The following is a 24,599-nucleotide window of genomic DNA, read 5'->3' as shown; positions in this document are numbered from 1 at the left end:
TTGCCCGCCGAGGTGTCCGCGGAGCCTTCCTCGGACTGCTTGCCGCCGGAGCTGCTGGAGCATCCCGCGGCGAACAGGACGCCGGCCAGGGCGGTCGCGGTGAGAGCGGCGGCTCGGTGGTGTCTGCGCATGTCCCATGCACCTCGCTGTGCTGGTCGGGGCGGGTTCTCAGGTGGGGGGAGGGTCATGGGTACCGCCCGCTGGGTAACGACTGGAGCGCTTCACTAGCGCGCTCTAGTGGCAGGTACTATGCGGTGGTCGACAGACGATGTCAATGGGCTTGTCAGGACGTATCGACAAACCCGAGGTCGGACAGACAAAAAGAGAACCACCCCGCCTGACGGGAGGCGGGGTGGTCGTGGAGTTGCTCGGCCTCGACTCAGGCGGGCCGTATCGCGCTGTGGATCGCCGACTCGCCGGCGTAGTGGATCGACTCCTCGCGGATGGCCGCCCCCGGCCCCGGGGCGTGGATCATCATGCCGTTCCCGGAGTAGATCCCGACGTGGCCGACGTGGAAGAGGACCAGGTCGCCGGGTTCGAGGTAGGTGAGCGCGACCCCCTGACCGGCGGTCGCCTGCTCCGGAGCGGTGCGCGGCAGGGAGATCCCGGCGGCCTTCCAGGCGGCCTGCGTCAGCCCGGGGCCGTCGTACGCGTCAGGGCCCGACGTGCCCCAGACACAGGGCTTGCCGAGCTGGGCGCGGGCGAAGTCCAGGGCCCGCACGGCCCGGGTGTCCTGCGGGGCGGTCGCCGTGAGGGCGGTGTTTGTGGCGGGGAGCCGGCCTGTGTCGTGGGCCTGGCTCGTGCCGTACGACTGGCCGGTGTCGTACAGCTGGCCGGTGTCGTAGAGCTGTCCCGCGCCGAAGGTCTGCCCGGTCGCGTAGGTCTGGCCGGTGTCGAGGGCCTGGACCGCGCCGTAGGGCTGTGCCGTGACGGGGGCTTGGCTCGTCGCGGGGGCCGTCAGGGGGTCGGCGGCCGGGGCCGGTGCGGGGGTCCACGCCGTCGTGCCGGCCGGGACGGTGGTGAGGTCGGCCGGTCCCTGGTTTCGCAGGGCGTCCCACTGTGTGTCGGCCGAGGGCTGGACCTCGGGCGACGTGGTGCTCCAGGGGTCGGCGGCAGGCAGGGTCCCGACGGTCGCGAGCGAGGTGCTCTTCGGTGCGGTGTGCAGGGACAGCAACTCGCGGGCCTGGGCGAGCTTGCGCTGGTTGCGTTCCTTGGACGTCCGCAGCGAGGACCGCTGCTCGGGCTCGGCCGAGATTTCGGCGGACGGGCCGGGCAGCGCCAGGGCGGTCTGGTCGGGTCGGGTGCCCTGGGTGGTCCCGGCGGTCTCCCGCGGTGGCTCCGGCGCGGCCGGCAGGGCTGCGACCGGACCGGCCGTCAGTTCGGCCACCGCGGCCGTCGAGGTGGCCGGTCCGGACGTCAGCTCGGCGACAGGCGCCGCGGGCAGCTCCAGGGCGGTGCGGCCGTCGCCCGAGCGAGGGGCCGGGGTCCGCGTGGCGCGGGCCGGCGCCCTGTCGGTCGGCAGCACGGCCGGAACGGTCGGGCCCAGCTTCGAGCGGGCCACGTCGAACCAGTGCCGGGCGACGCCGTCCAGCGCGGGGGCAGCGCGCCCGCGGTCGTCGCCCGGGGCGGCGGCGGGCCTGCGTCCGGCGTCCGTCGGCCGGTCGGCGCGCGTGCGGGGGCCGGTCGCCGAGGCGCGGGTGGCGTTGAAGGTCCCCGTGTCGGACTCGGCCTGGTCGTAGAGGGAGCTGACGCGTCGGCTGACCTCCTCGCGGCTCGGTGACTCGTCCGCGGCCGCGGGGGCGGCGTTGGCCGTCTGGGCGAGCAGGGCCACCGAGGTGAGAGCTGCCGACGCGAGTGCGGAATTGCGCATGCCAGGGAGGCTCAGAGCCCCCGGACGCGCGCTGCGTTCCGGCGCCATGGGCGACGTACTCCTTCCGTGCTCCGCCTACCGGGTCAGCGGTGGGGGTACCCCCAGGCCGTTAAAGCTCTGGGGGAGGGTTCGGGCGGTCGTTTCCGGAAGGTGTGCCCTACGGCCCTTGCCCCGAAGGGCAGTTGGGCCGATTCACCCCAAGTTCGGTGGGTCCCCGGCTCCAGCGGGCCCTCGCGGGCACACCGGACTCGGCGGAGGCCGCGCGTCCCGGCGGGGTTCGCCGGAGGTCGTCGTGCGGTCCGATGCGTAACCTAACGAACTTGTGAGGCCCCCGTGAAGATTGGCATGTGAAATGTCCGATACGTTTTTGTGACCTTCGACGCTCGGTGTGGTCGGGCGTCCCAATTCACTGCGCGGCGCGGCGGTTTCGCCACGCTTCGTAGTGGTCGAGGAGCGTCTGCTCGATCGGGCGGTAGGTGATGCCCAGTTCGTTCACGCTGCGGCTGTTGTCCACCCGGAACCGGATGCCGAGGTGTCTTCGGATGTAGTCCTGGGTCAGCCCGAAGGCGGGGCCGAGGACACGGACCGGCCAGTGGGGGAGCGCGGTTCGCGGGAGGCGGAGGTCGCGGGGGTGGCGGGTCCGGATCACGCGGGACATCTCGTGGAAGGACGTCATGGTCGGGGCGGCGAGGATGTAACGGCCCTTCGCGTCCGGGTTCTCCGCCGCCGCGATGTGCGCGTCGGCCACGTCGCGCACGTCCACCGTGGTGAAGCTGAAGTCCGGGGCGCCGTAGAAGAAGTAGCCCCTGAACAGCTCGTCCAGCAGGAAGAGGCTTCCGGACTCGGAGGCGGGGGTGAGGGAGGGGCCCAGGATCAGGCCGGGGTTGACCGACACCATGCGCCAGCGGTCCTGCGCGGCCTCCGCGTCCCAGGCCGCGCGCTCCGCGACCGTCTTCGCGTAGTGGTACGGGTTGTTCTCCACAGTGCTGGTGGTGTTGAAGTACCGCTCCGACAGCACCGCGTCGTCCATGGCCAGTACGTCGGTGTAGTCGCCGAAGACCGCGCCCACCGTGGACGTGAGGACCAGTCGCCCGACGGTGGGCGTGCGCTCGACGGCCGCCAGTACGTTGCGCGTGCCCAGCAGGGCTGGGTCGACCATGTCCCGGCGGCCGTCCCTGATCTTCTCCGGCATACGGAACGGCGAGGCCACATGGAACACCACCCGGCAGCCGGCCATCGCCTCGTCGAAGGAGCCCTCGCTCAGCAAGTCGGCCTCGAACAGCCGGAGTCGGTCCGGATGGGCCTCCTGCATCTCCCACAGGGGCCGTACCTTCGCCGTGTCGGCCGTGCGGCGCACCGTGGCATGGACCAGGTGGCCGCGCTCCAGCAGCCGCTTGACCAGATGACTGCCGACGAACCCGCTGCCCCCGGTCACCAAGACGCTCGCCGAACCGTCCTCGCCCACGCGCTCACCCCTCCGGTCGTGCGGTCGGGGCCACCCTAAAGGGGCCCCGACCGCCCTGTCCCGGATCACCAGCGCGGCAGCCGCGGTTCGTACTCCGGGTGGATCCGCCGCATGTACCCCGTGTCGTCCCGGCTGCGTACGCCCGACTCCACGTACAGCCGGTGCAGCCGGTCGAGGGCGTCGTGATCGAGCTCGACGCCGAGACCGGCCCCGGTCGGGACCTCGACCGCTCCGTCGCGCAGCTCCAGGACGCCGGGGACGATCACGTCGTCGGCGGAGTTCCACGGGTAGTGCGTGTCACAGGAGTGGTCGAGGTTGGGGATGGCCGCCGCCACATGGGTCATCGCGGCGAGGCTGATCCCCAGGTGTGAGTTGGAGTGCATCGACAGGGCGATGCCGAACGCCTCGCAGACCGCCGCCAGTTCACGGGTGCGGCGCAGTCCGCCCCAGTAGTGGTGGTCGGTGAGGAGCACCTGGATCGCGTTCCGCTCGATCGCCGGGCGCAGATGCTCCCAGGCGATCACGCACATGTTGGTGGCGAGCGGCAGCGGCGAGTCCTTCGCCACCTCCGCCATGCCGGGGATCGTCGCGGTCGGGTCCTCCAGGTATTCCAGGACGCCGTCCAGCTCACGGGCGACGTACCGCGAGGTCTCCACCGTCCAGGCGGTGTTGGGGTCCAGCCGCAGCGGCTGCCCGGGGAAGGCCTCCGCGAGCGCCCTGATCGCCGCGATCTCGTCGTCGGGCGGGAAGACACCGCCCTTGAGCTTGAACGACTCGAACCCGTACCGCTGTCGCATCAGCCGGGCCTGCTCGACGATCCCGGCGGGGTTCAGGGCCTCGCCCCAGTCGTCGCTCACGGCCGCGCGGCCGTCCAGGGCCGGGTGTTCGGCCCACTTGTAGAAGAGGTACGCCGCGAAGGGCACGGAGTCGCGGACCTTCCCGCCGAGCAGGTCGCTGACCGGGCGGTCGAGCAGCTTGCCCTGGGCGTCGAGGCAGGCGACCTCGACCGCCGAGGTGGTCCAGCCGCGCTCGTGGGAGCCGGGCACCGTGGGCAGCAGCGCGGCGTCGATCGCGGCCGTGACGGCCGTGGTGTCGAACACGTCCATTCCGGCGACGACCTTCGCGGCCGCCTGAAGCCGCTCCAGGCGGGCCATGCCGCCCGGCGACTCGCCGAGGCCCACCGTGCCGTCCTCCAGGACGAGTTGGAGGATGACGCGCAGGGCGAGCGGCTCGTGGACGCCGCCCGAGTTGAGCAGCGGCGGGTCGCGGAAGGCGATCGGGGTGACGATCAGCTCGCGGATGCGGGTGCCGACGGTGGTGCTCATGCGCGGACCGCCTCCAGGCCGTGGTCGATCAGTTTCGCGAGCCGGGCGACATGCTCCGGCGTCGGGTCGAGCAGCGGGGCACGTACGCCGCCGACGTCCAGACCGCGGAGGGTCACGCCGGCCTTGACCAGGGCCACGGCGTAGCCCGGGACCTCGTCGCGGAGTTCGACGAGAGGGCCGTAGAACTCGTCCAGCAGGGTCGTCACCAGCTCCCGGTCGTCGCGGGCCAGCGCCTGGTGGAAGGCCAGCGCGATCTCCGGGGCGAAGGCGAACACGGCCGAGGAGTACAGGTCGACGCCGATGCCCCGGTAGGCGGGCGCGGTCATCTCGGCGGTGGGCAGGCCGTTGAAGAACTGGAAGTCGGCGCCGCCCGGCACGGCACGCACGGCCCGGACGATGCGGTGCATCCGCTCGATGTCGCCGATGCCGTCCTTGAGGCCGACGACCTTCGGCAGTGCGGCGATCTCGGCCGCCGTCGTCTCGGTGAGGCGGGCGGTGCCTCGCTGGTAGAAGATCACCGGCAGGTCGGTCGCGGCGGTGACCTCCTCGACGTAGCGCACCAGGCCCCGCTGAGGCGCCGTCACCAGGTACGGCGGCAGCAGCAGGATGCCGTCGGCGCCGGCGCGTGCGACGCGGGCGGCGTGGTCGCGGGCCACCGGGGGCGGGCCGCCCGCCGCGGCCAGGACGGGCACACGGTCGGCGGTCGTCTCGACGGCCACGCGCGTGGCGCGCTCGATCTCCTCGGGCGTCAGGGCGTGGAACTCACCGGTGCCGCAGGCGACGAACACGCCGCCCGCGCCCGTCGCGACCGCGGACTCGATGTGCTGGGCCAGCCGTTCCTCGTCCAGCGAGCCGTCCACGCCGAACGGCGTGACCGGGAAGAACAGCACTCCTTGGAACTTCATGTCTCTCTCAGACGTGGGGGTAGGGGTCAGCCCTTGGTGGCACCGGCGGCGATGCCGGTGACCAGCGAGCGCTGGAGGAGCAGATAGACGATCAGGCTGGGGACCAGGGCGATGACCGCACCGGCCAGCACGACCCCGGAGCCGACCTCGGGGTCGGTGCGCAGGACGGACAGGGCGACGGTGACCGTGTAGTCGGTGGGGTCCTTGGCGGCGATCAGGGGCAGCAGGTACTGATCCCAGATCATGATGAAGCCGAGCACGCCGGCCACCCCGAGCGCGGGCTTGCACAGCGGCAGGACGACCTGCCAGAGCATCCTGAGCTCGCCCACGCCGTCCAGCCGGGCGGCTTCCTCGATCTCGGCGGGGATGTCCCGCATGAACTCGGTCAGCATCATCACCGAGAAGCCCCAGGCGCCCAGCGGCAGGATGACGCCCCAGACGGTGCCCTTGAGGTCCAGGTGGACCACGGGGACGTCGCCGAGGACCAGCGACAGCGGGATCGCGATGACCTCCTCGGGGAGCATCAGCGTCATCATGAACAGCATCATGATCAGCGCCTGCCCGCGGAACCGGTGCCGGGCCAGCGCGTACGCGGCGAGCGTGCACACCACGAGCTGGAGCAGCAGCCCGCCGCCCGCTATGACCAGCGAGTTGCCGAGGTAGTCCCAGATGCCGCGCTCGCCCGCCACCGTGAAGTTCGACAGCGTGCTGTCGTGCGGCAGGAACGACAGCGAGGAGCCGCTGGGGTTGGTGGTGACGGCGCCCGAGAAGATCGTCAGGAACGGCGCCGCGAAGACGCCGAGGGCGATCAGACAGAGCAGGACGCGCAGCGCCCAGGCGAGGCCGGGCTTGTCGTTCCAGCCGAGGGCGGTGTCGAAGCGGGCCGGGGTGGTCCGCCGTGCCTTGGTGCTCCGTCCGGCCGGGGTGTCAGGTGCCGCCGGCCGGACGGGGTCGATGACGGGGACGCTCATCGCGCTTCTCCCCTCTTGCGGAGGTAGTTGATCGTGACGGTGAGCAGCAGCGTCACGCAGAGCAGGACGACCGAGGCCGCCGAGGCGCCGCCGATGTCGTTGCGGGTGAAGCCCAGGGTGTAGGCGCGGGTCATCCAGACGTCGGTGGACCCGGCCGGGCCGCCGCCGGTGAGGACGTAGACCTCGGTGAACACACGCAGTCCGCGGATCGTGGCGAGCGTGAGCACGATCATCAGCGCCGGGCGTATCGCGGGCAGCGTGACGTGGCGAAGCCGCTGCCACAGCGAGACGCCGTCCATCGCCGCCGCCTCGTACAGCGTGCGGTCCACGCCCGCGAGACCGGCGAGGATGATCACCATGTTGTACGGCGCCCAGATCCAGATGCCCATGGCCATCGTCGAATACAGCGCGATGTCCGGGTTGTCGAGGAACTGGACCGGACCGAGCCCCAGCAGGTGCAGGCCGCTGTTGAGGAGGCCGTCGGAGGTCGGGTAGTACATCAGCCGCCACAGCTCGCCGACGACCGCGGTGGCCGTGACGGCGGGCAGGAAGACGGCCGTACGCAGGATCTTCAGCGAGCGGGCCTGGCCCTCCAGCAGCAGCGCGAGGACGAACCCGAGCAGGATCGCGCCGACCGACTGGCCGATGCCCAGGACCAGGGTGTGCCCGATGGCGTCCTGGAAGCGGTGGTCGGTCAGGACCCTCGTGTAGTTGTCGAGGCCGATCCACTGGTCGCCGAGGAAGGGCCGGACGTCGAAGAAGCTCAGCCAGACGCCCTTGGCCATCGGCCAGAACTTGAAGACGAGGGCGAGCAGCAGCCCCGGAGCCAGGAAGAGCCAGGGGACTACGGCCTTCTTGTTGAAGGCCCGCTTGTGCGGGCCCGTCTTGTCGAGGCCTCTGCGTGCCGCGGGGGCAGGGACGGTAGCGGTCATTTCAGCAGGTCCTGGTCCTTGAGGTCACCGGCGAGGGTGTCGTTGAGCTCGGCCAGCTGCGAGCGGACGTCGCCGCCGCAGTACGTGAAGATCGAGTTGAGCGCGTCGGCGGTGTCCTGCTTGATCGGGGCGAAGTCCGGCGCGTTCGGGAACTGCTGGGAAGCGTCCTCGTACGCCTTCTGTACGACCCCCCAGCGGGCGTCGTCGCGCACCTTCGCCGCGTCCAGCGTGGAGTTCACGGGGATGCGGACCACGGGCTGGTGGCCGTCGACGCTGGTCATGGCGATCTTCTGGCCCTCGGGCGAGACCAGGAACGCGGCCAGCGCCAGCTCCTGCTCGTCCTTGCCGGTCTTGGCGCCGAGGTAGACGTTCTCGCCGTCGGCCAGCACATCGCCGCCGGCCGGGCCCGCGGGGGCTGGGACGACCTCGTACTTGTCCTTGCCGAGGGTGCCGTCGAATGTGGTGATGTTGTACGGGCCGGTCATGTACATCCCGGCGTTGCCGTCCTGGAAGTTGGTGGCCGTCGAGGTGACGGCGGTGAGCGCGCCGGGCTGGACGACATCGTTGTCACCGCAGAAGAGGTTGTCCTTCATCCAGCTCACGGCGTTCACGGCGGCGGCCGAGTCCATGGCCGGGCTGTACTTGCCCTCGCCGTCCGACTTGATGATCTCGGCGCCGCCCTGCCACAGGAAACTCGCGCCCCACCAGGCGGCGTAGCCGTTCTGGGCGCTGCCCGGTGCGACGATGCCGTAGGTGTCGGCCTTGCCGTCGCCGTCCGGGTCCCTCGTGGCGAAGGCCTTGGCGACGGACAGCATCTCCTGCCAGGTCGTCGGCGCCTTCAGCCCGAGTTTCCTCAGCCAGTCCGTGCGGATCATCAGGGTCTGCGCCTGTCGGGAGTACGGGATGCCGTAGTGCTTCCCGTCGATGCCCACCGTGGAGGACCAGGACTTGTCGGTGATCTGGTCGCCGCCCGCGACCGACGCGGGGTCGATCGGCTTGAGCAGGCCCTGACTCTGGTAGCCGCCCATCAGCGCCGTGTCGTTGATCATGACGTCCGGCAGGTCCTTGGTGGACGCGCGGCTCTGGAGCTGCTGGTCGAAGTTGATGACCGGCTGGTAGTCGATCCTGATGCCGGTCTTCTGGGTGAAGGCGGCGAAGACCCGGTCGTAGGTGGCGGCGGAGTCCGGATTGCTCCGGGTCCACACTTCCAGCGTGTTCGGGTCGTCGCTGCCCGCACTGCCGGAACCGGAGCCGCACGCGGCCGTTCCGAACGCGAGCGCCGTGGCGACGAGCAGGGCGGCCGGGCGGCGACGTCGTCGGTGATCCCGCATGGACACACTCCGTTGGATCTGGAGTTCATATACGTGAACTCACTTCACGCATCTAAATGATCGGCCAAGTTACGAATCGTTTCGGCCGTATGTCAAGACATGAAGATGGGATTTCACCGGCCCTGTAGGTGGGCGGGTCGCGAGTAGCGGGTTCTCGTCACCCCCGGAAAACCGGCCACGGCACGTTGTGTGCGACTCGGGGAGGCCGTACGCCCGTGCGACCGGTCGAACGGTGCGGGTGGGGTCGTTCGGTCGCGGTTCCGGGCCCCTTTGGAGCGCCTCGGCGACACCACTGTGCAGAACCTGTGAACCAGCTGCCCGGGGCGCGCAGGCGGGATGTGCGGATGCCGGGAGGGCGCCTTCACCAAACCCCCTCCTGGGGTGGCCTGAAGGCGACTTGTTCGGTCAACTCCGAACACACCAAGGTGGGTTGAGCACTTGAGCATCAGGAGTCACAAGCGCGTTTGCTTGAGCCGTGTGGCCGAACGCCCACGGTGATGACGGGGGAAACTGGTGCGGTGCACGTGACGCGGTCGCCCTTGTGGGTGGCGTTTTCGTGCCCCGGGTCGGGAATGCCTCCCTCTGCCATCTCTTGGTGCCTTTGTCCGGTACCCGAGACAGGGATAAGGAGGGGGAATGCCGATGAGCGCGGTCAGCGCCGCAAAGCCGACGTATCCCGGCGTCTACGTCGAGGAACTCCCCAGCAGCACCCGCACGATCTCGACCCTGACCACGTCCGTGACCGCCTTCGTGGGTCACACCCGGCGCGGTCCGCTGAACGAGCCGGTACGCGTCACCAGCTTCGCGGAGTTCGAGCGCCGCTTCGGGGGCCTGAGCGCCCAGAGCGCCGTCGGCTACGCGGTCCACCAGTTCTTCGGCAACGGCGGCACCGTCGCGGTGATCGTCCGCGTCGCCAAGGCCGGCAGCGGCAAGGCCGCCTGCGTCACTCTCAAGTCCACCGAGGGCCACAGTGAGGGCCCGGTCCTCGAAGTACACGCCAAGGAACCCGGCCTCTGGGGCAACGGCCTGCGCGTCGCCGTCGACCACGACACCCAGTGCCCCGACGAAACCTTCAACCTGCGCGTCTACGACGCCAAGGGCGACGCCCGCGAGAGCTTCACGGGCCTGTCCATGGACCCCGCGAACGGCCGCTACGCGCAGACCGTGATCAACGCGGGCTCCAAGCTGATCCGCGTCGAGGTCGTCGGCGAGGGCCGTCCCGACCCGTCCGGCACCGTCTCCAAGCCCTTCGGCGACGAACTGCCCAACCTGGCCGTGGACCTGACCGTCAAAATCGGCGAGGTGGAGCGCGAGTTCACGCTCTACGACCCCGAGTGCGACGGCGAAGCCCCGTGCTCCGTCGCCGAGTTGGCGCTGCTCCTGGAGCGCAAGCTGCGCGCCCTGCCCGACGCGCCCGGCAAGCACGCCTTCGCCGGCGCCGAGGTCACCGCCTTCGGCCGCCGTATCCAGGTCGTCGCCGGCTCCACCGACCCCGAGGACGTCGTCCGCTTCCTCGGCGAGTGCGCCAACGACCTCGGCCTGGAGGCCTCCGTCAACCCGCCGGTCTTCCCGCTGGAGGGCGGCGAGGACGGCGAGGCGCCCGGACCGCGCGACCTCATCGGATCCGAGGGCGACAAGACCGGCATCCAGGCGCTGCGCGGCGTCGCCGACGTCAACCTGCTGGCGCTGCCCGAGCTCGCCGCGTACGAGAAGACCGAGGACGCGCTCACCGTCGTCTCGGCCGCCCAGCGGCTGTGCCAGGAGCGGCGGATCTTCCTGCTGGTCGACGCGCCGAGCACCTGGGTCAGCGTCGACTCCGCACGCGCCGGGCTCGCCGCCTTCGACGCCGTGCGCGGCAACCACGCGGGCCTGTACTTCCCGCACCTCCAGCTCACCGACCCGCTCACGGGCCGGCTGCGCTCCTTCCCGCCGTCCGGCGCGGTCGCCGGCGTCATCGCCCGCACCGACTCCGAACGCGGCGTGTGGAAGGCCCCGGCCGGCACCGAGGCGCGGCTCGCGGGCGTGCACTCGCTCACCGTCAACCTCACCGACCGTGAGACCGGTCTGCTCAACCCGCTCGGCGTCAACGTCCTGCGGACGTTCCCGCTCACCGGCCCCGTCGTCTGGGGCGCGCGCACGCTGGAGGGCTCGGACGCCCTCGACAGCGAGTGGAAGTACGTCCCGGTGCGCCGGCTCGCCCTCCACGTGGAGGAGAGCCTCCAGCGCGGCCTGCAGTGGGTGGTGTTCGAGCCCAACGACGAGAACCTGTGGCAGCAGATCCGGCTCGCCGCCTCCTCGTATCTGCACACCCTGTTCCGTCAGGGCGCCTTCAAGGGCGGCACCCCGCGCGAGGCGTACTTCGTCAAGTGCGACAGCGACACGACGACCACCGAGGACATCGAGAACGGCATCGTCAACGTCCTCGTCGGCATCGCACCGGTCCGGCCGGCGGAGTTCGTGATCGTCAAAATCCAGCAGACGTCCGGGCAGTTCGCGCTCTAGGCGCCGGGAATCGTGGAGAACTGAAGGAATCCGATGGCTGAGTTCACGGTCAACGCGCATCGCTTCGACCCCTACAAGAACTTCAAGTTCCTGGTCCTGTGGGACGGTCGCACGGTCGCCGGCATCAGCAAGATCAGTCCGCTCAAGCGGACGACGGAGGTCGTCAAGCACCGCCACGGCGGCGACCCCTCGTCCCCGCGCAAGTCGCCGGGCCGCTCCGAGTTCGAGGGCATCACCCTGGAGCGCGGGGTCACCCACGACCCCGAGTTCGACCGCTGGGCCAACAAGGTCTGGCAGGTCGGCGCGGGGCTGGGATCGGAGGTCTCGCTGGCCGACTTCCGCAAGGACATCGTCATCCAGGTCCTCAACGAGGCCGGCCAGGTCGCCGTCTCGCACAAGCTCTACCGGACCTGGCCCAGCGAGTACCAGGTACTCGGCGAGCTCGACGCCAACGCCAACGCGGTCGCCATCCAGTCGCTGAAGCTCGAGTGCGAGGGCTGGGAGCGGGACTACGAGGTGCCCGAGCCGGAGGAGCCCTCCTTCCTCAACCCGGCCTGAGCGACGGGTAGTCGAGGGGGGACGAGATGGCGATCACCGGGGCGGCCGAGCTGCTGGCCACCTGGGAGGCGGGGCTCGCCGAGGCACCGACGGGGCGCGCCCTGCTGCTGCACCGCACGGCGCGCCCGGACGTCGACGCCGCGACCCTGCCGGTGCTGCCGGTGGGGGAGCGCGAGGCCGACCTGTTCGCGCTGCGCCGCGCCCTGTTCGGGGAGCGGATGCAGGTGCGGCTGGCATGCTCGGCGTGCGGGGCGGACATGGAGTTCGACCTGGACGCCGGGGAGTTCGCCCGCTCGCTCGGCGGTCCGGGCGGGCCCGGTGACGCCGTGGTCCGGGTCCGGCAGGACGGCTGGGACGTGGAGTTCAAGCTGCCCGGTGTCGCCGACCTGACGGCGGCGGCCCGGGCGGCGGACCCGCGTGCCGCCCTGCTCGCCCGGTGCCTCGTCTCGGCGGTGCGCGACGGGACGGCGGCGGGCGCCGGCGACTTGCCGGTCCCGGTCCAGCGCCGCATCGCCGAGGCGGTCGAGGCCGCCGACCCGGGGGCCGACGTCACGCTCAACGTCGCCTGCCCCGAATGCGGCGAGGCCACCCGGGCCGAGCTGGACATCGCGTCCTACCTGTGGACCGAACTGGACGCCTGGGCACGGGACCTGCTGCTCGACGTCCACCTGCTCGCCACGTCGTACGGCTGGAGCGAGCCGGAGATCCTGGCGCTCAGCCCGCTGCGGCGCCGCTACTACCTGGAGCTGTGTGCGGATGTCTGACGCCGACGGGGCGCCGGTTCCCGACTTCCTCGACCGGCTGATCGCCCGGCACACCCCGGCCGCCGCCGGACCCCGCCCGGGCGTGGTGCGGGTACGACCCCGGCTGCCCGGCCCGTTCGAGCGGGTCGAGGCGGTACGGAGCACGGCACAGGACCCGGACGACGGCACCGACCTGCTGTGGCCCGCCACCACACCGTCGGCCGTACGTCAGGGGGAGGCGCCGCGCCCGGCGACGCCCCCGGCCCGGTCGCGCACGGAACGGGAACGGACCGTCGTACGCACCGAACGCGCACCTGCCGACCCGGCACCGCGGCCCGCCCCGCTGCCCCGGCCCGAGACACCCCTGCTGCGCCCCGTCGCGCCGCTCGCCGCCGACCCCCGGCCGATGCCCGACGCCGTCCAGCGGGCGACGGGCCGTGGGCGTCCCGAGCGGGGCGCTTCCCAGACCGCGGCGACCGTTCCCATCCCCCCGGGGACGGACGCCGCTCCCGCTGCCGTGTCCGCGGCGCTGCGCCCCAGCGCCGCGGACACGGCGGCAGCCCGGGACGCCGTACGACAGGCCGCCGCGCGGCGGCCGTCGCGGACGCCCGAGCAGGTGGTGCAGGTGCAGATCGGGCGGCTGGAGGTGACGGCCGGACCGTCGCCGTCCGGCGGCCCCCGCAAGCGCACGCAGGCGACGGAACGACCGGGCGCGACCCTGAGCCTGGCCGACTATCTGGCGCGAGGGCGGGAGTGACATGACAGACCGAGGAACCGAGGAACCCACGCCATGAGCAACGCACTCGCCATCGCCCATGTCACCCAGGCCCTCGCCCTGCTGCTCGCGTCCAACGTGGGCCCGGAGTTCGACGAGGCCGTCAAGGTGGAACCGCACAAGCCCCCGACGGAGCCGCCGGACCACCCCACCCTCAACGTGTTCCTCTACCAGGTCACGCCCAACACCTCGATGCGCAACAACGACCTGCCGACCCGAGCCTTTGACGGCAGGCTGGTGAAGCGGCCGGCCGCGGCGCTGGACCTGCACTACCTCATCACCGCGTACGGCGACGAGACGACCCTGGTCGGCCAGCGGCTCATCGGCTCCGTGGTCCGCACCCTGCACGAGATCCCGATCCTGCCGAAGGACGTCATAGAGGAGACCGGTCACCTCCCGCACCTCGTGGACAGCGACCTCGCGGAGGCGGCCCAACGGGTGCGGTTCACGCCCACGGTCATGGACATCGACGAGACGTCGAAGCTGTGGGGGATGCTCTACCAGACGCCGTACTCGCTGTCGGTGGTCTACCAGGCGACCCTCGTCCTCATCGACGGACGCGAGAAGCCGGTGCCGGCGAAGCCCGTGGAGCGGCCGGACGTACGGGTGCTGCCGTTCGGGGCGCCGGGGGCGCCGGTTCCTCCGGGGGCCGGGCCGAGGGCCGAGGTGCCGTCGGCGGGACATCCCGAGGGCCCGGCCGTGGACGGCGAATCCGCGACCCCCGCCGGGAAGGAGGACCAGGCCGTCGTCGAGAAGAAGGCCCCGGTCGCCACCAAGAAGGCCGCGAAGGCCGTCGCCAAGGCCCCGGCCCGCACCCGTAAGGCGCCCGCCCGCACCCCTCGTTCGGCACGCCCCGGCCCGCGGCAGGCGGACGACGCCGACGAGAAGACCGAGCAGTGAACCGAGCGGTGACACGGGATGGACGCGACGGGGGCAGGTGAGGACATGGGGACGAACGAGCCGGGCACGGCCGGGACTTCGGGTGCGACGGGTACTTCGGGCACGGCGGGCGGACGCGGCGCCGGCGCGACGCTGACCGCCGAGATCAGGCGTGTCCTGGCCCGCGTCGACGCCCACGCCACCGGCTCCGGTCCGGCACCCGACCCCGAGGTCGACGCCCCGACCGCCGCGGGCTCCGCGAGCCCGGCACCCCTGGCCGCCCCGGGCACCGCACCCCTCGACGCCCTCGTCACCTGCTTCGGCCTGACCCCCTTCGAACGCGACCTGATCCTCCTCGCCGCCGCCGACGAACTGGACCCCACGACCGCCGCCCGCTGTGCCGCGGCCTGCGGGGACCCCCAGCGTGCGTACCCGACCTTCTCGCTCGCCCTGGCCGCCCTGGCCGAACCCCACTGGAGCGCCCTCACACCCGTCGCGCCGCTGCGGCGCTGGCGGATCGTCGAACTGGACGACGAGTCCCGGCTGACGACCTCGCGCCTGCGCCTGGACGAGCGGATCCTGCACTTCCTGCTCGGCTCGCCCTACCTCGACGCCCGTCTGCACGGCCGCCTGCGCCGCACGTCGGTGCCGGAGCAGCTGCCGCCGTCGTACGACCTGGCCGCGAGCCGCGTCGCCGAGGGCTGGACGACGGGCGCGAGCCCCGACGCGCCGCTGCTCGTCGAGGTGACCGGCGGTGACCTGCGCAGCCGTGCCGACATCGCCGCAGCGGCCGCCGCCCGGTCCGGGCTCGGGCTGTACGCGCTGGGCGCCGAGGACATCCCGGCCGACCCCGCCGAACGTGACCGGCTCGCCCGGCTCTGGCAGCGCGAGGCGATCCTCCTGCCGGCCGCACTGCTCGTCGAGGTGGGCGACCTGGACCGCGACCAGCGGGCGGCGACCGAGGCGTTTCTCGCGGGGGCGGCCGTACCGGTCGTCGTGTCGAGCGAGGACCCGCTGCGCTCGGACCGGCCGCACGGAGCCCGGGTGGCGGTCCCGCGCCTCGACGAGGACGAGCAGGTCGAGCTGTGGGGCCGGGCGATGCATCCGATCGCCGACCTCGACGACGTCGAACTCCGGTCCCTGGTAGCCCAGTTCCAGCTGCCCCCGCACGTCATCCGGTCCGCCGCCGCGACCGTACGCCGCCGACTCCCCTACGAGGACACCCTCGACGCCGCCGAACTCGCCTGGCGGGCCGGCCTGGAGGAGGCCCGCATCGGCATGGACGAGCTGGGCCGCCGTATCGAACCGGAGGCGGGCTGGGGCGACCTGGTCCTGCACGACCGGCAGACCGGCGTGCTGCGCGAGATCGTTGCCCATGTGCGGCAGCGGCCGACGGTCCATCAGGAATGGGGCTTCGCCGGCACGTTGCGGCGCGGCCTCGGCGTCACGGCACTGTTCGCGGGCGGCTCCGGCACCGGAAAGACGCTGGCCGCCGAGGTCATGGCGAAGGAGCTCGGCCTCGACCTGTTCATCGTCGACCTCTCCCAGGTCGTCAGCAAGTACATCGGCGAGACCGAGAAGAACCTGCGCCGTGTCTTCGACGCCGCCGAACGCGGCGGCGCGCTGCTGCTGTTCGACGAGGCAGACGCCCTGTTCGGCAAGCGCAGCGAGGTCAAGGACAGCCACGACCGCTACGCCAACCTGGAGGTCAGCTACCTGCTGATGCGGATGGAGGCCTACCGCGGCCTCGCCATCCTCACCACCAACATGAAGAAGGCTCTCGACACCGCGTTCCTGCGCCGTATCCGCTTCGTCGTCGACTTCCCCTTCCCGGCCGAGCACGAGCGCGCCGAGATCTGGCGCCGGGTGCTGCCGTCGAAGGCCCCGGTAAAGGACATCGACCCCGGCCTGCTCGCCCAACTCACCGTCGCGGGCGGCTCGATCCGCAACATCGCGCTGTCCGGGGCCTTCCTCGCGGCCGAGGAGGGTGACCGGCTCCAGATGCGGCACATGCTCGCCGCGGCGCGCACCGAGTACCAGAAGCTGGAGCGCTCCCTGACGCCGGGGGAGGTGCGGGGATGGGTGTGAACGCGTCGCCGCACGACGAGCCGCGTGAGATCAGGGTGGAGATCGGCGAACTCGCCCTGAACGGCTTCGCCGTGGACCCGGAACGGGTGACGGACGCCTTCGAACGTGAGCTGACCCGCCTGGTCCAGGCCCACGGTGTCCCGCTCGCCGCCGACGGCGCCCTGACCCTCGACGCGCTGTCCGGCCTGCCGCCCCTGCCCGCCGGCCTGTCCGCCCGACGCCTCGGCCAGGAGCTGGCCCGCGCGGTGCACGAAGGGCTCAGTGGCCACGGGGAGGTGACGCGATGAGCTCCCAGGCCCAGGACGCCCGCTCCGAGCAGGCCGCCGAACAACGCCGCCGCAAGCGCAAGGAGCGTGCCGCCAACTCTCGTACGCCCGAGCCCAAGGAGATCGTCAGTGGTGCCGGGCAGCCGCTCGACCCGGGCGTACGGCGGGAGTTGGAGGAACGACTCGGCCACGACCTCAGCCGCGTACGCCTGCACACCGACCGCGACGCCGGCCGGCTGACGGAACTCCTCGGCGCGGACGCGGTCGCCGTCGGCCAGGACATCTTCTTCCGCGAGGGCACCTTCAAACCGGGCACCGACGAGGGCCGCCGCCTCCTCGCCCACGAGCTCCTGCACACCGTCCAGAACCCGCACGGCCTCGGCACGCTGCGTGCGGGACGGGAGCTGGGTGCGGTCAGCGTGCCGCAGCAGGCGATCGAGCGGGAGGCTGAGGCGGCCGCCCAGGATCTCGTACGTCCCTCGGCGGCCGGTCTGGAGGAGTCCACGGCCGACGTGGCGGAGGACCAGGCCACGCCCGGCTGGCTGCGCTACGCCACCGTCGACGCCGACCGCAACCGCGCCGAGGCCATCGACCCCGCCACCCTCGTCGACCGTCTCACCAACTCCCTCGTACGTTCCCTGCGCGGCGACCCCGAGGACCTCTCCCAGCGAACCCGCAAGCAACTCGCGCGACTGCCCGAGGAGTTGCTCGACGGCGTCCTCGTGCGCCTGGAGAGCCGGCTGCTGGGCTCGGAGCACGACCGGGTGCTCGACCTCGTCGACGAGATCGAGGCGTACGACGACTACGCCGAGGACGGTCTGGAGCGGGACGCGCACGACGCTCCCGAGATCGAGCCGGACACGGCCGAGGAGGTGCGGACCGAGCGCGAGAACGCGGTGCGCTCCGCTGAGGAGCGCCGGGCGGAGGAGGAACGGCCCCGTATCGCGCCAGGGCCGGAGAAGGACCGGGACGTCGAGGAAGGCGCCGTCGGCAGCACTCCGCAGAACGGTGGGACGCGGGAGCAGGGGAGTACTCCGCAAGGCGGGGGCGCACCCGGCGGGGCGCGGGATCAGGAAGCGCCGGCCCGGCAGGGAGCCGGGACCGCTGCCCGGGCCCCGGCAGCCGGTGGGGGCGCGGCCGCGCCCCGCGAGGAGCAGTCCTCGTCCTCCTCGGCGGGTTCGGGCGGCGCTGCGCAGCAGGGCGGGAAGGAGTTCGCCGACTCGGCGTCGGGCAAGGAGTCCGGGGGCTCCGAGGGAAAGTCAGGGGACGCGGCCGGCAAGGGCGGCAAGGAGAAGGACAAGGGCGGCCAGGAGCAGACCGAGCGCGAGGACGCTGCCGCCGCGAGCAAAGAGGAGTCCGCGGCGAAGAACCGCCCGGGCGCCGCCGAGGCTGCCGTGGCCGGACGCCAGCTGAAGCAGCAGGACAAGCGGGGGCAGCAGAAGCCGACCGGTTCGCCGACGGCGTCTGCCAAGGACACCCAGCTCCCCGGCAAGCTCAGCACGCTCGACGGCAAGCGCAACCAGGACCTCGACGGGCGTGACGAGGAGAGCGACGAGGACCCGTTCGGCTCCGGCAGTGAGTCGGAGGTCGAGGTCGGGGGCGAGGAGCCGAGCGCCTGGGACGTCAAGCTCCAGCCGGACGACTTCGTTCCGCAGCAGGACCTCGACGTGTCCGCCGTACCGACCGCCGACAAGCTGGACCCGTCCGCGCCCGCGACCGCCCAGACGGCACCTTCCTTCCCGGCCCCGCCGACGACGAGGGCCGAACAGGTCCAGGCCGAGCGTGAGGCCGAGGACGCCGAGGACGAGGCGGCGGAACCCGAGGAGGAACCGGCCGAGTCCGTCGAGGAGTCCGAGTCGTCGGCGCCGGAGACCGAGGGCACCCCGGACAGCATCACCGGCCCGGGCGGTCCGGCACTGGACCAGGCCGCGCGTCCGGCGCCGGGGACCCGTGACCCCAAGAGCGGTGACGACCCCAAGGCCGGTCCGGTGGCCGCCCAGACCACCGTGCAGGAGGCCCCGGGCAAGCAGGACGGAAAGTCTGAGGGCGGCACCGAGGCCAAGGAGTCGGCCGCCAAGGAGGAGAAGGGCACGGACGCGGCGGGCGACAAGGGAGCCACCGCGCCGGAGAAGGAGTCCCAGCAGGCGAAGGCCGGGCAGTCGGCGCAGAGCGACGCCGGTGCGAAGGAGGCCGACGGCGGTGGCTCGGCCGGGGCCGGTGCGCAGGGCGATCAGGCGGGCGCCGGGGCCGAACAGGACGTGTCGTCCGTAGGCGGGGGCGGTTCTACGGCGCCCGGCGCGTCGGACGGGACGGGCGGTGCCGGTACGGCGAACTCGTCCGGTACGTCCGGGGCTTCGGGGGCCTCGGGGGCTTCGGGGACCTCAGGGACTTCGGAGGCGTCCGGTGCCGGGTCGGCCGGTGAGGCGCCGGCGCCGATGGCGGCGCAGGAGGGCCGTACGGAAGCGTCTGCTCGTACGGAGAGGTCGGCGGCGCCCGCGAAGTCCGCATCCGCATCCCCCTCGGCATCCGCGCCCGCGCCTGCCGCGAAGGCTGCCCCGGAGCCGAAGGCCGAGCGGGAGAGCGCACCGGCGCCGAAGGCTGCGCGCGGTGGTGGCGGCGGGGGAGGCGCCGGCGGAGGAGGTGCCGGTGGTGGAGGTGGGGGCGCCCCGGCCCCTGGCAAGGGCAAGAAGGACTCCGCGCCGGTGCCGAACCTCTCCGGCGTCTCTCCGGAGGCCGGCCTGGCGACGGCCTCGAAGCTCAAGCCGCACAAGGCACTTCAGGCGATGGGCGGCGTCGGCGGCGCGGTGGACCGCACGGTGGGCGACGAGCACAAGACGCTGGCGTCCGCGCCCCCCTCGATGCAGCGCCCGGCGGGTGCGCCGCAGACGTTGCAGGGCAAGCCCAAGTCGGACGCGCCGGCCGAGTACTCGCAGGACAAGCCTCAGGAGGCCGAGGCTCCCGAGCAGGAGAACGCCGAGGTCGAGGGCGCCAAGGAGCCCGAGGGCCAGATCGAGGCGGAGAAGGCCGAGGAGCCCAGCGGCTGGGACACCTTCAAGATGGCGCTCGGCTTCGGCATCGGCAAAGTCGCGAGCTGGCTCGGCTTCGAGGTGGATCCGCAAGAGCTGGCCGCCAAGTTCGCCGGCCTGCCCACGAAGGACGAGGCGCTCAAGCAGGCCCAGGCGGGCAACGCGCCGGGCGTGGAGCTGAAGGGCTCGGCGGAGGACAGCGCCGGTCAACAGGACGGCCATGTCGACGCCAAGGGCCAGGAGACGGTGGCCACGGCCCGCGACGACTCCGGCCGGGCGATGGGCGAGGACCAGGTCTACCCCGACGCCCCCAAGGAGGAGATGCGCGCACAGGTGCCGGGCGCGCAGGGTGGCGAGGGCGTGGCGGTCGACGGCGGCGGGGCCACGGGGGCCGTGCCGCCGGAAGCGGCTTCGGAGGTGGCCGAGCACGAGCAGGGGCCGCAGGTCCAGGCCGCGTTCAGCGACGGCCAGAAGGGCGTGTCGGAGGGTCGGCAGGCAAAGGACCGGGACTTCCGTGACTCGCAGGCCAAGCACAAGCAGCAGGTCGACGCCGAGATCGGGCGCAACACCGAGACGCAGGCGGGCGAGCGCGAGAAGGCGATGGGCGAGGTCACCGCCCAGCGCGAGGGGTGGCGCCAGGAGCAGGACGAGGAGCTCAAGAGCCTCGGCGACAAGAAGACCGACCGGCACGACAAGGTCCGCAAGGACGTCGAGGACAAGGAAAAGCAGACCGACGACAACGTCGAGAAGGAGAAGGAGGGCAGCGACAAGAAGATCCAGGACGAGAGCGAAAAGGCCGAGCGTGACGCGGAGAAGCAGCGCGACGGCGCCGTCGAGGACTCGGGCAACTGGATCACCAAGGCCTTCGACTGGATCAAACAGAAGGTCATCGAGATCAAGAACGCGATCGTCCGGGTCATCCGGGCGGCGCGGGACGCGGTCGTCGGCTTCATCAAGAACTTCAAGGACACGGTCGAGCGCTGGATCAACGAGGCCCGCAAGAACATCGTCGAGGCGATCAAGAACTTCATCAAGGAACTGATCGAGTTCGCGCTGGCGATGGTGCGGGCGGTGATCGAACTGGCCGCCCGTATCCGCAAGTTCATCACCGACCTGATCGCGGCGGCCATCGCCCTCGTCCAACGTCTGGCGGAGGCGCTGAAGCAGGCGATCAGTGACCTCCTGGACGCAATCGGCAAGCTGCTCAGCAGCATCCTGGACGTCCTGAAGAAGGCGCTCCTCGACGTCGTCAAGGCGATCGTGGACGCGGTGAAGGCGGTCCTTCAGTTCGCCTCCCGCATGCTCAGCGCCCTGGGCGAGTTCATGCTCATCGCGGTCGACTTCCTCTCCGACCCCGGCGGCTGGCTCGGCGGTGCCAAGAACTCCGCGGTGGACGGCGCGAAGAACCACCTGTTCCGCGAGGTCAAGGCGGCCGTCAAGGACTGGTTCCAGTCCAAGATCGAGGAGATCATCGGCGTTCCGAAGGCCATCCTCGACAAACTGATCAAGGGCGGCATCACCCTCGAACAGATCGTCAAGGAGACGTGGGACGCGATCGTCCCTCAACTCCCCCTGATCATCGGCGAGATCGTCATCACGAAGGTCATCGCCAAGCTGATCCCCGGCGCAGGCTGGGTGATGGCAGTGATCGACGCCATCCGCACCGCCATCGGCGCCCTCGGCGAGATCCTGCGCGCCATGGGCGCCGTCCTCGACTGGCTGAAGGCCGTCCGCCGCGGCGGCGCCGGCGTCCTCTTCGCGAAGGCGGTCGCCGCGGGCATCGTGGCGCTGCTCGAACTCGCCTACGAGGCCTTGCTGAGCGGCATCGGCAAGTACGTCGCAAAGATCGGCCGACGCTTCAAGGCCATCGCCGCGAAGCTGGGCGGCAAGGGCAAGGGGGACAAGCCGGGGAAGGGCGCCGGCGCCGACGGGTCGGACGACAAGGGCGGCGACAGGAAGCCCGAGCCCGACCCGATGAAGAAGCCGGGCCCGGACGCGAAGACACAGCCGGCTACGGCGCCGAAGCCGGGGCAGAGCAAGGACGGCTCGCCCGGAAAGCCGAAGTCTCCGGCCGACGCGAAGACGCCTGCGACTCCTACGGCCAAGAACAAGGACGGCAAGCCGAAGGACAAGGACGAGAAGCCGGACACCAGGCCGACTCCGCCGGCCCCCAAGCCGAAGCCGAAGCCGAAGGCCGAACCACCGGCCAAGCCCAAGTCCGAGCCGGACACGAAGCCGAAGCCTTCTGACGGCAAGGGATCGGACAAGCCGAGAGACGACAAAGACGCAGGCACGCCCAAGCCGAAGGACGACAAGGACTCCACGGGCAAGCCCAAGGACGCCGACGGCAAGTCACCGGACAAGCCGAAGTCCGAGAACAAGGAAGCACCGGGCAATCGCAAGCCCGACTCGGATCAGGACCGGGGGCGGGACAGGACAAAGGACAAGGGCAAGGACGGCGACAAGCCCGGAAAGCCGAAGAAGAAGGACGAGGACGGCAGGCAGCCGAGGCCCAAGCACGAGAGCAAGGGCCGGAGGAAGCCGAAGCGCGACAGGCACGAGGACGGGCGGCCGAAGGACAAGGACCCCGAGAAGGAGAAGCAGGACAAGAAGGATCAGCGCAAGAAGGAAGAAGAGTCGAAGGAGTCGAAAGAGGAGCGGCTGCGGAAGATTGTCGCCAAGATTCGACTGAAGCTGCGCGGGCCCCTCACGCACGGTGTGCCACGCCCCGCAATGCGAATGACCCTGGGCGGTATGCGTCTCTGGTACCGGCTCACCGATCTGTCCTTGCCGAACGGGAAGGCAGGCGCGATTCGCGCACGCCTCAATCCGGAAGCGGATGTATTCGGTGTCCAGAACGGGGTGCAACCCGAGCAGAGCCCTGAGATGCAGCGACGGGAACGTGAAGCGGCCGAGGAGCTCCGCGAAGCTGAGGCGGACCGTCTACGTGACCAGGCGACCGGCCCCGGTGAACCGGCCGTGGATCGCCCCGATCAGCGTGAGGACACAGACGCACAGCGTGGATCACTGTCGGATGCTTTGACTAGCATCCTTGAGGACGCTCCACTCAGCCCTCGCACTCACTCACAGAAGGGAGAGTCGGTCGCCTGGGGCAAGCTGAAACGTTCGGACGCGGAGAAGAGTCTGATCACGGGTGATCACATCCCGTCGGGAAGGGCGCTGATAGAAAAGGCCAGAATGGATGCGCTGGCCAAGAGCGCAGAAACCGATGACCAGCTCAAGGAGCTCCTGGAGAAGCGAGAAGTAACGCGTCTCACTCCAGGCGAGAAGAAGATACTGAAGGCCAAGGAGGATGCCGTCTACGAGGCGGAAAAGCTGGTCATATTCAAGGGTGGCAAGCTCGATGAGAAGGCCAAGGAGATCTACGACAAAGCGCTCACGGTGGTGATAGACACCGAACTGCACAAGCTCGGGCGCACCTACTTGGGGAGCAACAGGAAGAAAGACAAGAGGGCGGAGGGGGATACCACGCCTGAGCGTAAACGTTACGAGGATGACGCTCGAAACTTCACTGATGCGGTGCGTAAGGACTTCGAGTGGTATCTCAAAGTGATCGAGGGTACCGACAGGTCTACCAAGAAACAGGTAGAGGCATTCATTCGGCACTACAAGAATCTCACGGACAAGAAGGTGATTGACTATTCTCCGGAGATCGATCGAATGCTTGTGAATGCGTGGAATAAGGCGAAGAAGGACCCGGAATGAGTGACATCACTACCATTGAATCGGTGCTGGGTGATGATTCCCTGCATGGCATCACCAAACGGCAGCAAATTTTCGAACTACTCTGCGCGAAGCCGAATCGGGGAGCTGGCGTCGCGGCAGATTATCTTGCTGAGACCGAGGACGAAGCCGGCGCCGACTATGTGGCCCAGTATCTGGCACTGATTCCCGGGGCGCACACCGAAAAGACCCGTGCCGCCGAGCGCCTGCGGCAGGCCGGCGTCCTTGCGCGGGCGGCAGCGTGGCTCGTGCCCTGGCTTCCTGATGAGTTGCTCGACGGCTTCGTCTCCGACTACCTGGCTGAAACCAAGCCCAGTGCGTCACCGGCGAGCAGTGTCGTCTACAGCATCGGTCTCTTCCAACCGGACCGGCTGCGCCCGTACGCCGACCGGCTGGAGCCCCACATGCGGCGGGCCCTTCTGTCGGGAGCCCCCGACGAGTTGGTGGACGCGTTTCTTCGTGTCTGGCAGGAGACACATGACCTTTCCCGGTTGGAAGCTCTGGCGCTGATCCGCACGGACCATGCCCGGGAACGGCTGCTGGCCGCGCGGGACACGGTCGACGAACCCGCCGACTGGGAAGAGCTGATGGAGCTGGCCGGAACCCTGCCGGACTCCGGACGGCCCTCCGGCTTCCGGCCCGCACACATGGCTTTCATCGTGGAGAAGGGCGAGGGCCCGCATGTCGTAGGCGGCCCGTTCCAGGGGGACGTGCCGGTCTGCCTCGAATGTGAGGAGCCTGCCGAGCGCGTACTCGAACTCGCTGCGGCGTCACTTCCGTTCGGGCTGAAGAACGACGCGTCGTTCTTCTGGTACGCGTGCGAATGCGAAGCGACGGACTCGACGACGGTACGCATCACGCCGGACGGAGGCACGCATGTGTACTTCGGGCCGGCTGCTCCCGCGTCCGACAGCGGGGGCCTGGTTCCTGGTGGGGAACGTGCGCTCGTCATCGAAGAGCACCCCAACCAGGTCGGCATCAGCGATGAAGCGATGGCTGGAAACTCTCAGCACCAAGTGGGTGGTCTACCCCAATGGATCACCGTGGACCGGCACCCGCGCTGCCCGGAGTGCGGCACTTACATGCCTTTTCTCGCTTCGATCGGAGGCGACCTGACCCCCTTCGGCGAATTGGGCTTCGAAGGATGTCTCTACGGGTTCTGGTGCGACGACTGCTGCGTCTCCAGCACCAAATACCAGTCCTGATGAGCTGCGGAGGC

General features: G+C 70.6%; 16 protein-coding genes. 9 read left to right on the top strand and 7 right to left on the bottom strand.

Annotated features, from left to right (window positions below):
* Window positions 1-379 precede the first annotated feature (379 nt).
* The 7 genes from ACZ4UU_RS36740 to ACZ4UU_RS36710 form a co-directional block, all read right to left on the bottom strand.
* A complete protein-coding gene (locus ACZ4UU_RS36740; RefSeq protein ID WP_471907742.1) occupies window positions 380-1,870 on the bottom strand; it encodes a C40 family peptidase in 1,491 nt (496 codons plus the stop codon).
* Between the two features lie 406 nt (window positions 1,871-2,276).
* Window positions 2,277-3,335 carry an NAD-dependent epimerase/dehydratase family protein gene (locus ACZ4UU_RS36735; RefSeq protein ID WP_471907741.1) on the bottom strand — a complete coding sequence of 353 codons (1,059 nt, stop codon included), beginning with the start codon at window positions 3,333-3,335 and terminating at the stop codon, window positions 2,277-2,279.
* 65 nt (window positions 3,336-3,400) lie between these two features.
* Window positions 3,401-4,660 carry a glucarate dehydratase family protein gene (locus tag ACZ4UU_RS36730; protein WP_471907740.1) on the bottom strand — a complete coding sequence of 420 codons (1,260 nt, stop codon included), beginning with the start codon at window positions 4,658-4,660 and terminating at the stop codon, window positions 3,401-3,403.
* On the bottom strand, window positions 4,657-5,565 hold the full coding sequence (locus ACZ4UU_RS36725) for a 5-dehydro-4-deoxyglucarate dehydratase (protein ID WP_471907739.1): 909 nt from the start codon (window positions 5,563-5,565) through the stop codon (window positions 4,657-4,659). The genes ACZ4UU_RS36730 and ACZ4UU_RS36725 overlap by 4 nt, the downstream gene beginning before the upstream one ends.
* A 26-nt stretch (window positions 5,566-5,591) precedes the next feature.
* Complete coding sequence (locus ACZ4UU_RS36720; protein WP_471907738.1) at window positions 5,592-6,536, bottom strand: carbohydrate ABC transporter permease; 945 nt, start codon at window positions 6,534-6,536, stop codon at window positions 5,592-5,594.
* On the bottom strand, window positions 6,533-7,468 hold the full coding sequence (locus ACZ4UU_RS36715; RefSeq protein ID WP_471907737.1) for a carbohydrate ABC transporter permease: 936 nt from the start codon (window positions 7,466-7,468) through the stop codon (window positions 6,533-6,535). The genes ACZ4UU_RS36720 and ACZ4UU_RS36715 overlap by 4 nt, the downstream gene beginning before the upstream one ends.
* Window positions 7,465-8,799 (bottom strand): ABC transporter substrate-binding protein, encoded by a 1,335-nt coding sequence (locus tag ACZ4UU_RS36710; RefSeq protein ID WP_471907736.1) that lies wholly within the window; start codon window positions 8,797-8,799, stop codon window positions 7,465-7,467. The genes ACZ4UU_RS36715 and ACZ4UU_RS36710 overlap by 4 nt, the downstream gene beginning before the upstream one ends.
* A 636-nt stretch (window positions 8,800-9,435) precedes the next feature.
* Here ACZ4UU_RS36710 and ACZ4UU_RS36705 point away from each other — a divergent pair.
* Genes ACZ4UU_RS36705 through ACZ4UU_RS36665 form a run of 9 tightly spaced genes read left to right on the top strand, consistent with a single transcriptional unit; the run spans window position 9,436 to window position 24,585 of the window.
* On the top strand, window positions 9,436-11,301 hold the full coding sequence (locus ACZ4UU_RS36705) for a phage tail sheath subtilisin-like domain-containing protein (RefSeq protein ID WP_471907735.1): 1,866 nt from the start codon (window positions 9,436-9,438) through the stop codon (window positions 11,299-11,301).
* Window positions 11,302-11,334: 33 nt separating this feature from the next.
* Window positions 11,335-11,859 (top strand): phage tail protein, encoded by a 525-nt coding sequence (locus tag ACZ4UU_RS36700; RefSeq protein WP_004003113.1) that lies wholly within the window; start codon window positions 11,335-11,337, stop codon window positions 11,857-11,859.
* Window positions 11,860-11,885: 26 nt separating this feature from the next.
* The gene (locus ACZ4UU_RS36695) at window positions 11,886-12,623 is read left to right on the top strand and encodes a T4 family baseplate hub assembly chaperone (RefSeq protein WP_471907734.1); all 738 of its coding nucleotides are present in this window, start codon (window positions 11,886-11,888) and stop codon (window positions 12,621-12,623) included.
* Window positions 12,616-13,359 carry a hypothetical protein gene (locus ACZ4UU_RS36690; RefSeq protein ID WP_471907733.1) on the top strand — a complete coding sequence of 248 codons (744 nt, stop codon included), beginning with the start codon at window positions 12,616-12,618 and terminating at the stop codon, window positions 13,357-13,359. The genes ACZ4UU_RS36695 and ACZ4UU_RS36690 overlap by 8 nt, the downstream gene beginning before the upstream one ends.
* A 33-nt stretch (window positions 13,360-13,392) precedes the next feature.
* Window positions 13,393-14,277 (top strand): Pvc16 family protein, encoded by an 885-nt coding sequence (locus ACZ4UU_RS36685; RefSeq protein ID WP_471907732.1) that lies wholly within the window; start codon window positions 13,393-13,395, stop codon window positions 14,275-14,277.
* A 45-nt stretch (window positions 14,278-14,322) separates the two neighbouring features.
* On the top strand, window positions 14,323-16,344 hold the full coding sequence (locus ACZ4UU_RS36680; protein ID WP_471907731.1) for an ATP-binding protein: 2,022 nt from the start codon (window positions 14,323-14,325) through the stop codon (window positions 16,342-16,344).
* A complete protein-coding gene (locus ACZ4UU_RS36675) occupies window positions 16,335-16,631 on the top strand; it encodes a hypothetical protein (protein ID WP_471907730.1) in 297 nt (98 codons plus the stop codon). Before ACZ4UU_RS36680 ends, ACZ4UU_RS36675 begins: the two co-directional genes overlap by 10 nt.
* A complete protein-coding gene (locus ACZ4UU_RS36670) occupies window positions 16,628-23,362 on the top strand; it encodes an eCIS core domain-containing protein (protein WP_471907729.1) in 6,735 nt (2,244 codons plus the stop codon). The genes ACZ4UU_RS36675 and ACZ4UU_RS36670 overlap by 4 nt, the downstream gene beginning before the upstream one ends.
* Window positions 23,359-24,585: a hypothetical protein gene (locus tag ACZ4UU_RS36665; RefSeq protein ID WP_471907728.1), complete on the top strand. Its 1,227-nt coding sequence runs from the start codon at window positions 23,359-23,361 to the stop codon at window positions 24,583-24,585. Before ACZ4UU_RS36670 ends, ACZ4UU_RS36665 begins: the two co-directional genes overlap by 4 nt.
* Window positions 24,586-24,599 lie beyond the last annotated feature (14 nt).

This window comes from Streptomyces sp. NPDC028907, assembly GCF_055564995.1.
This window is presented reverse-complemented; position numbering and strand designations above follow the sequence as displayed.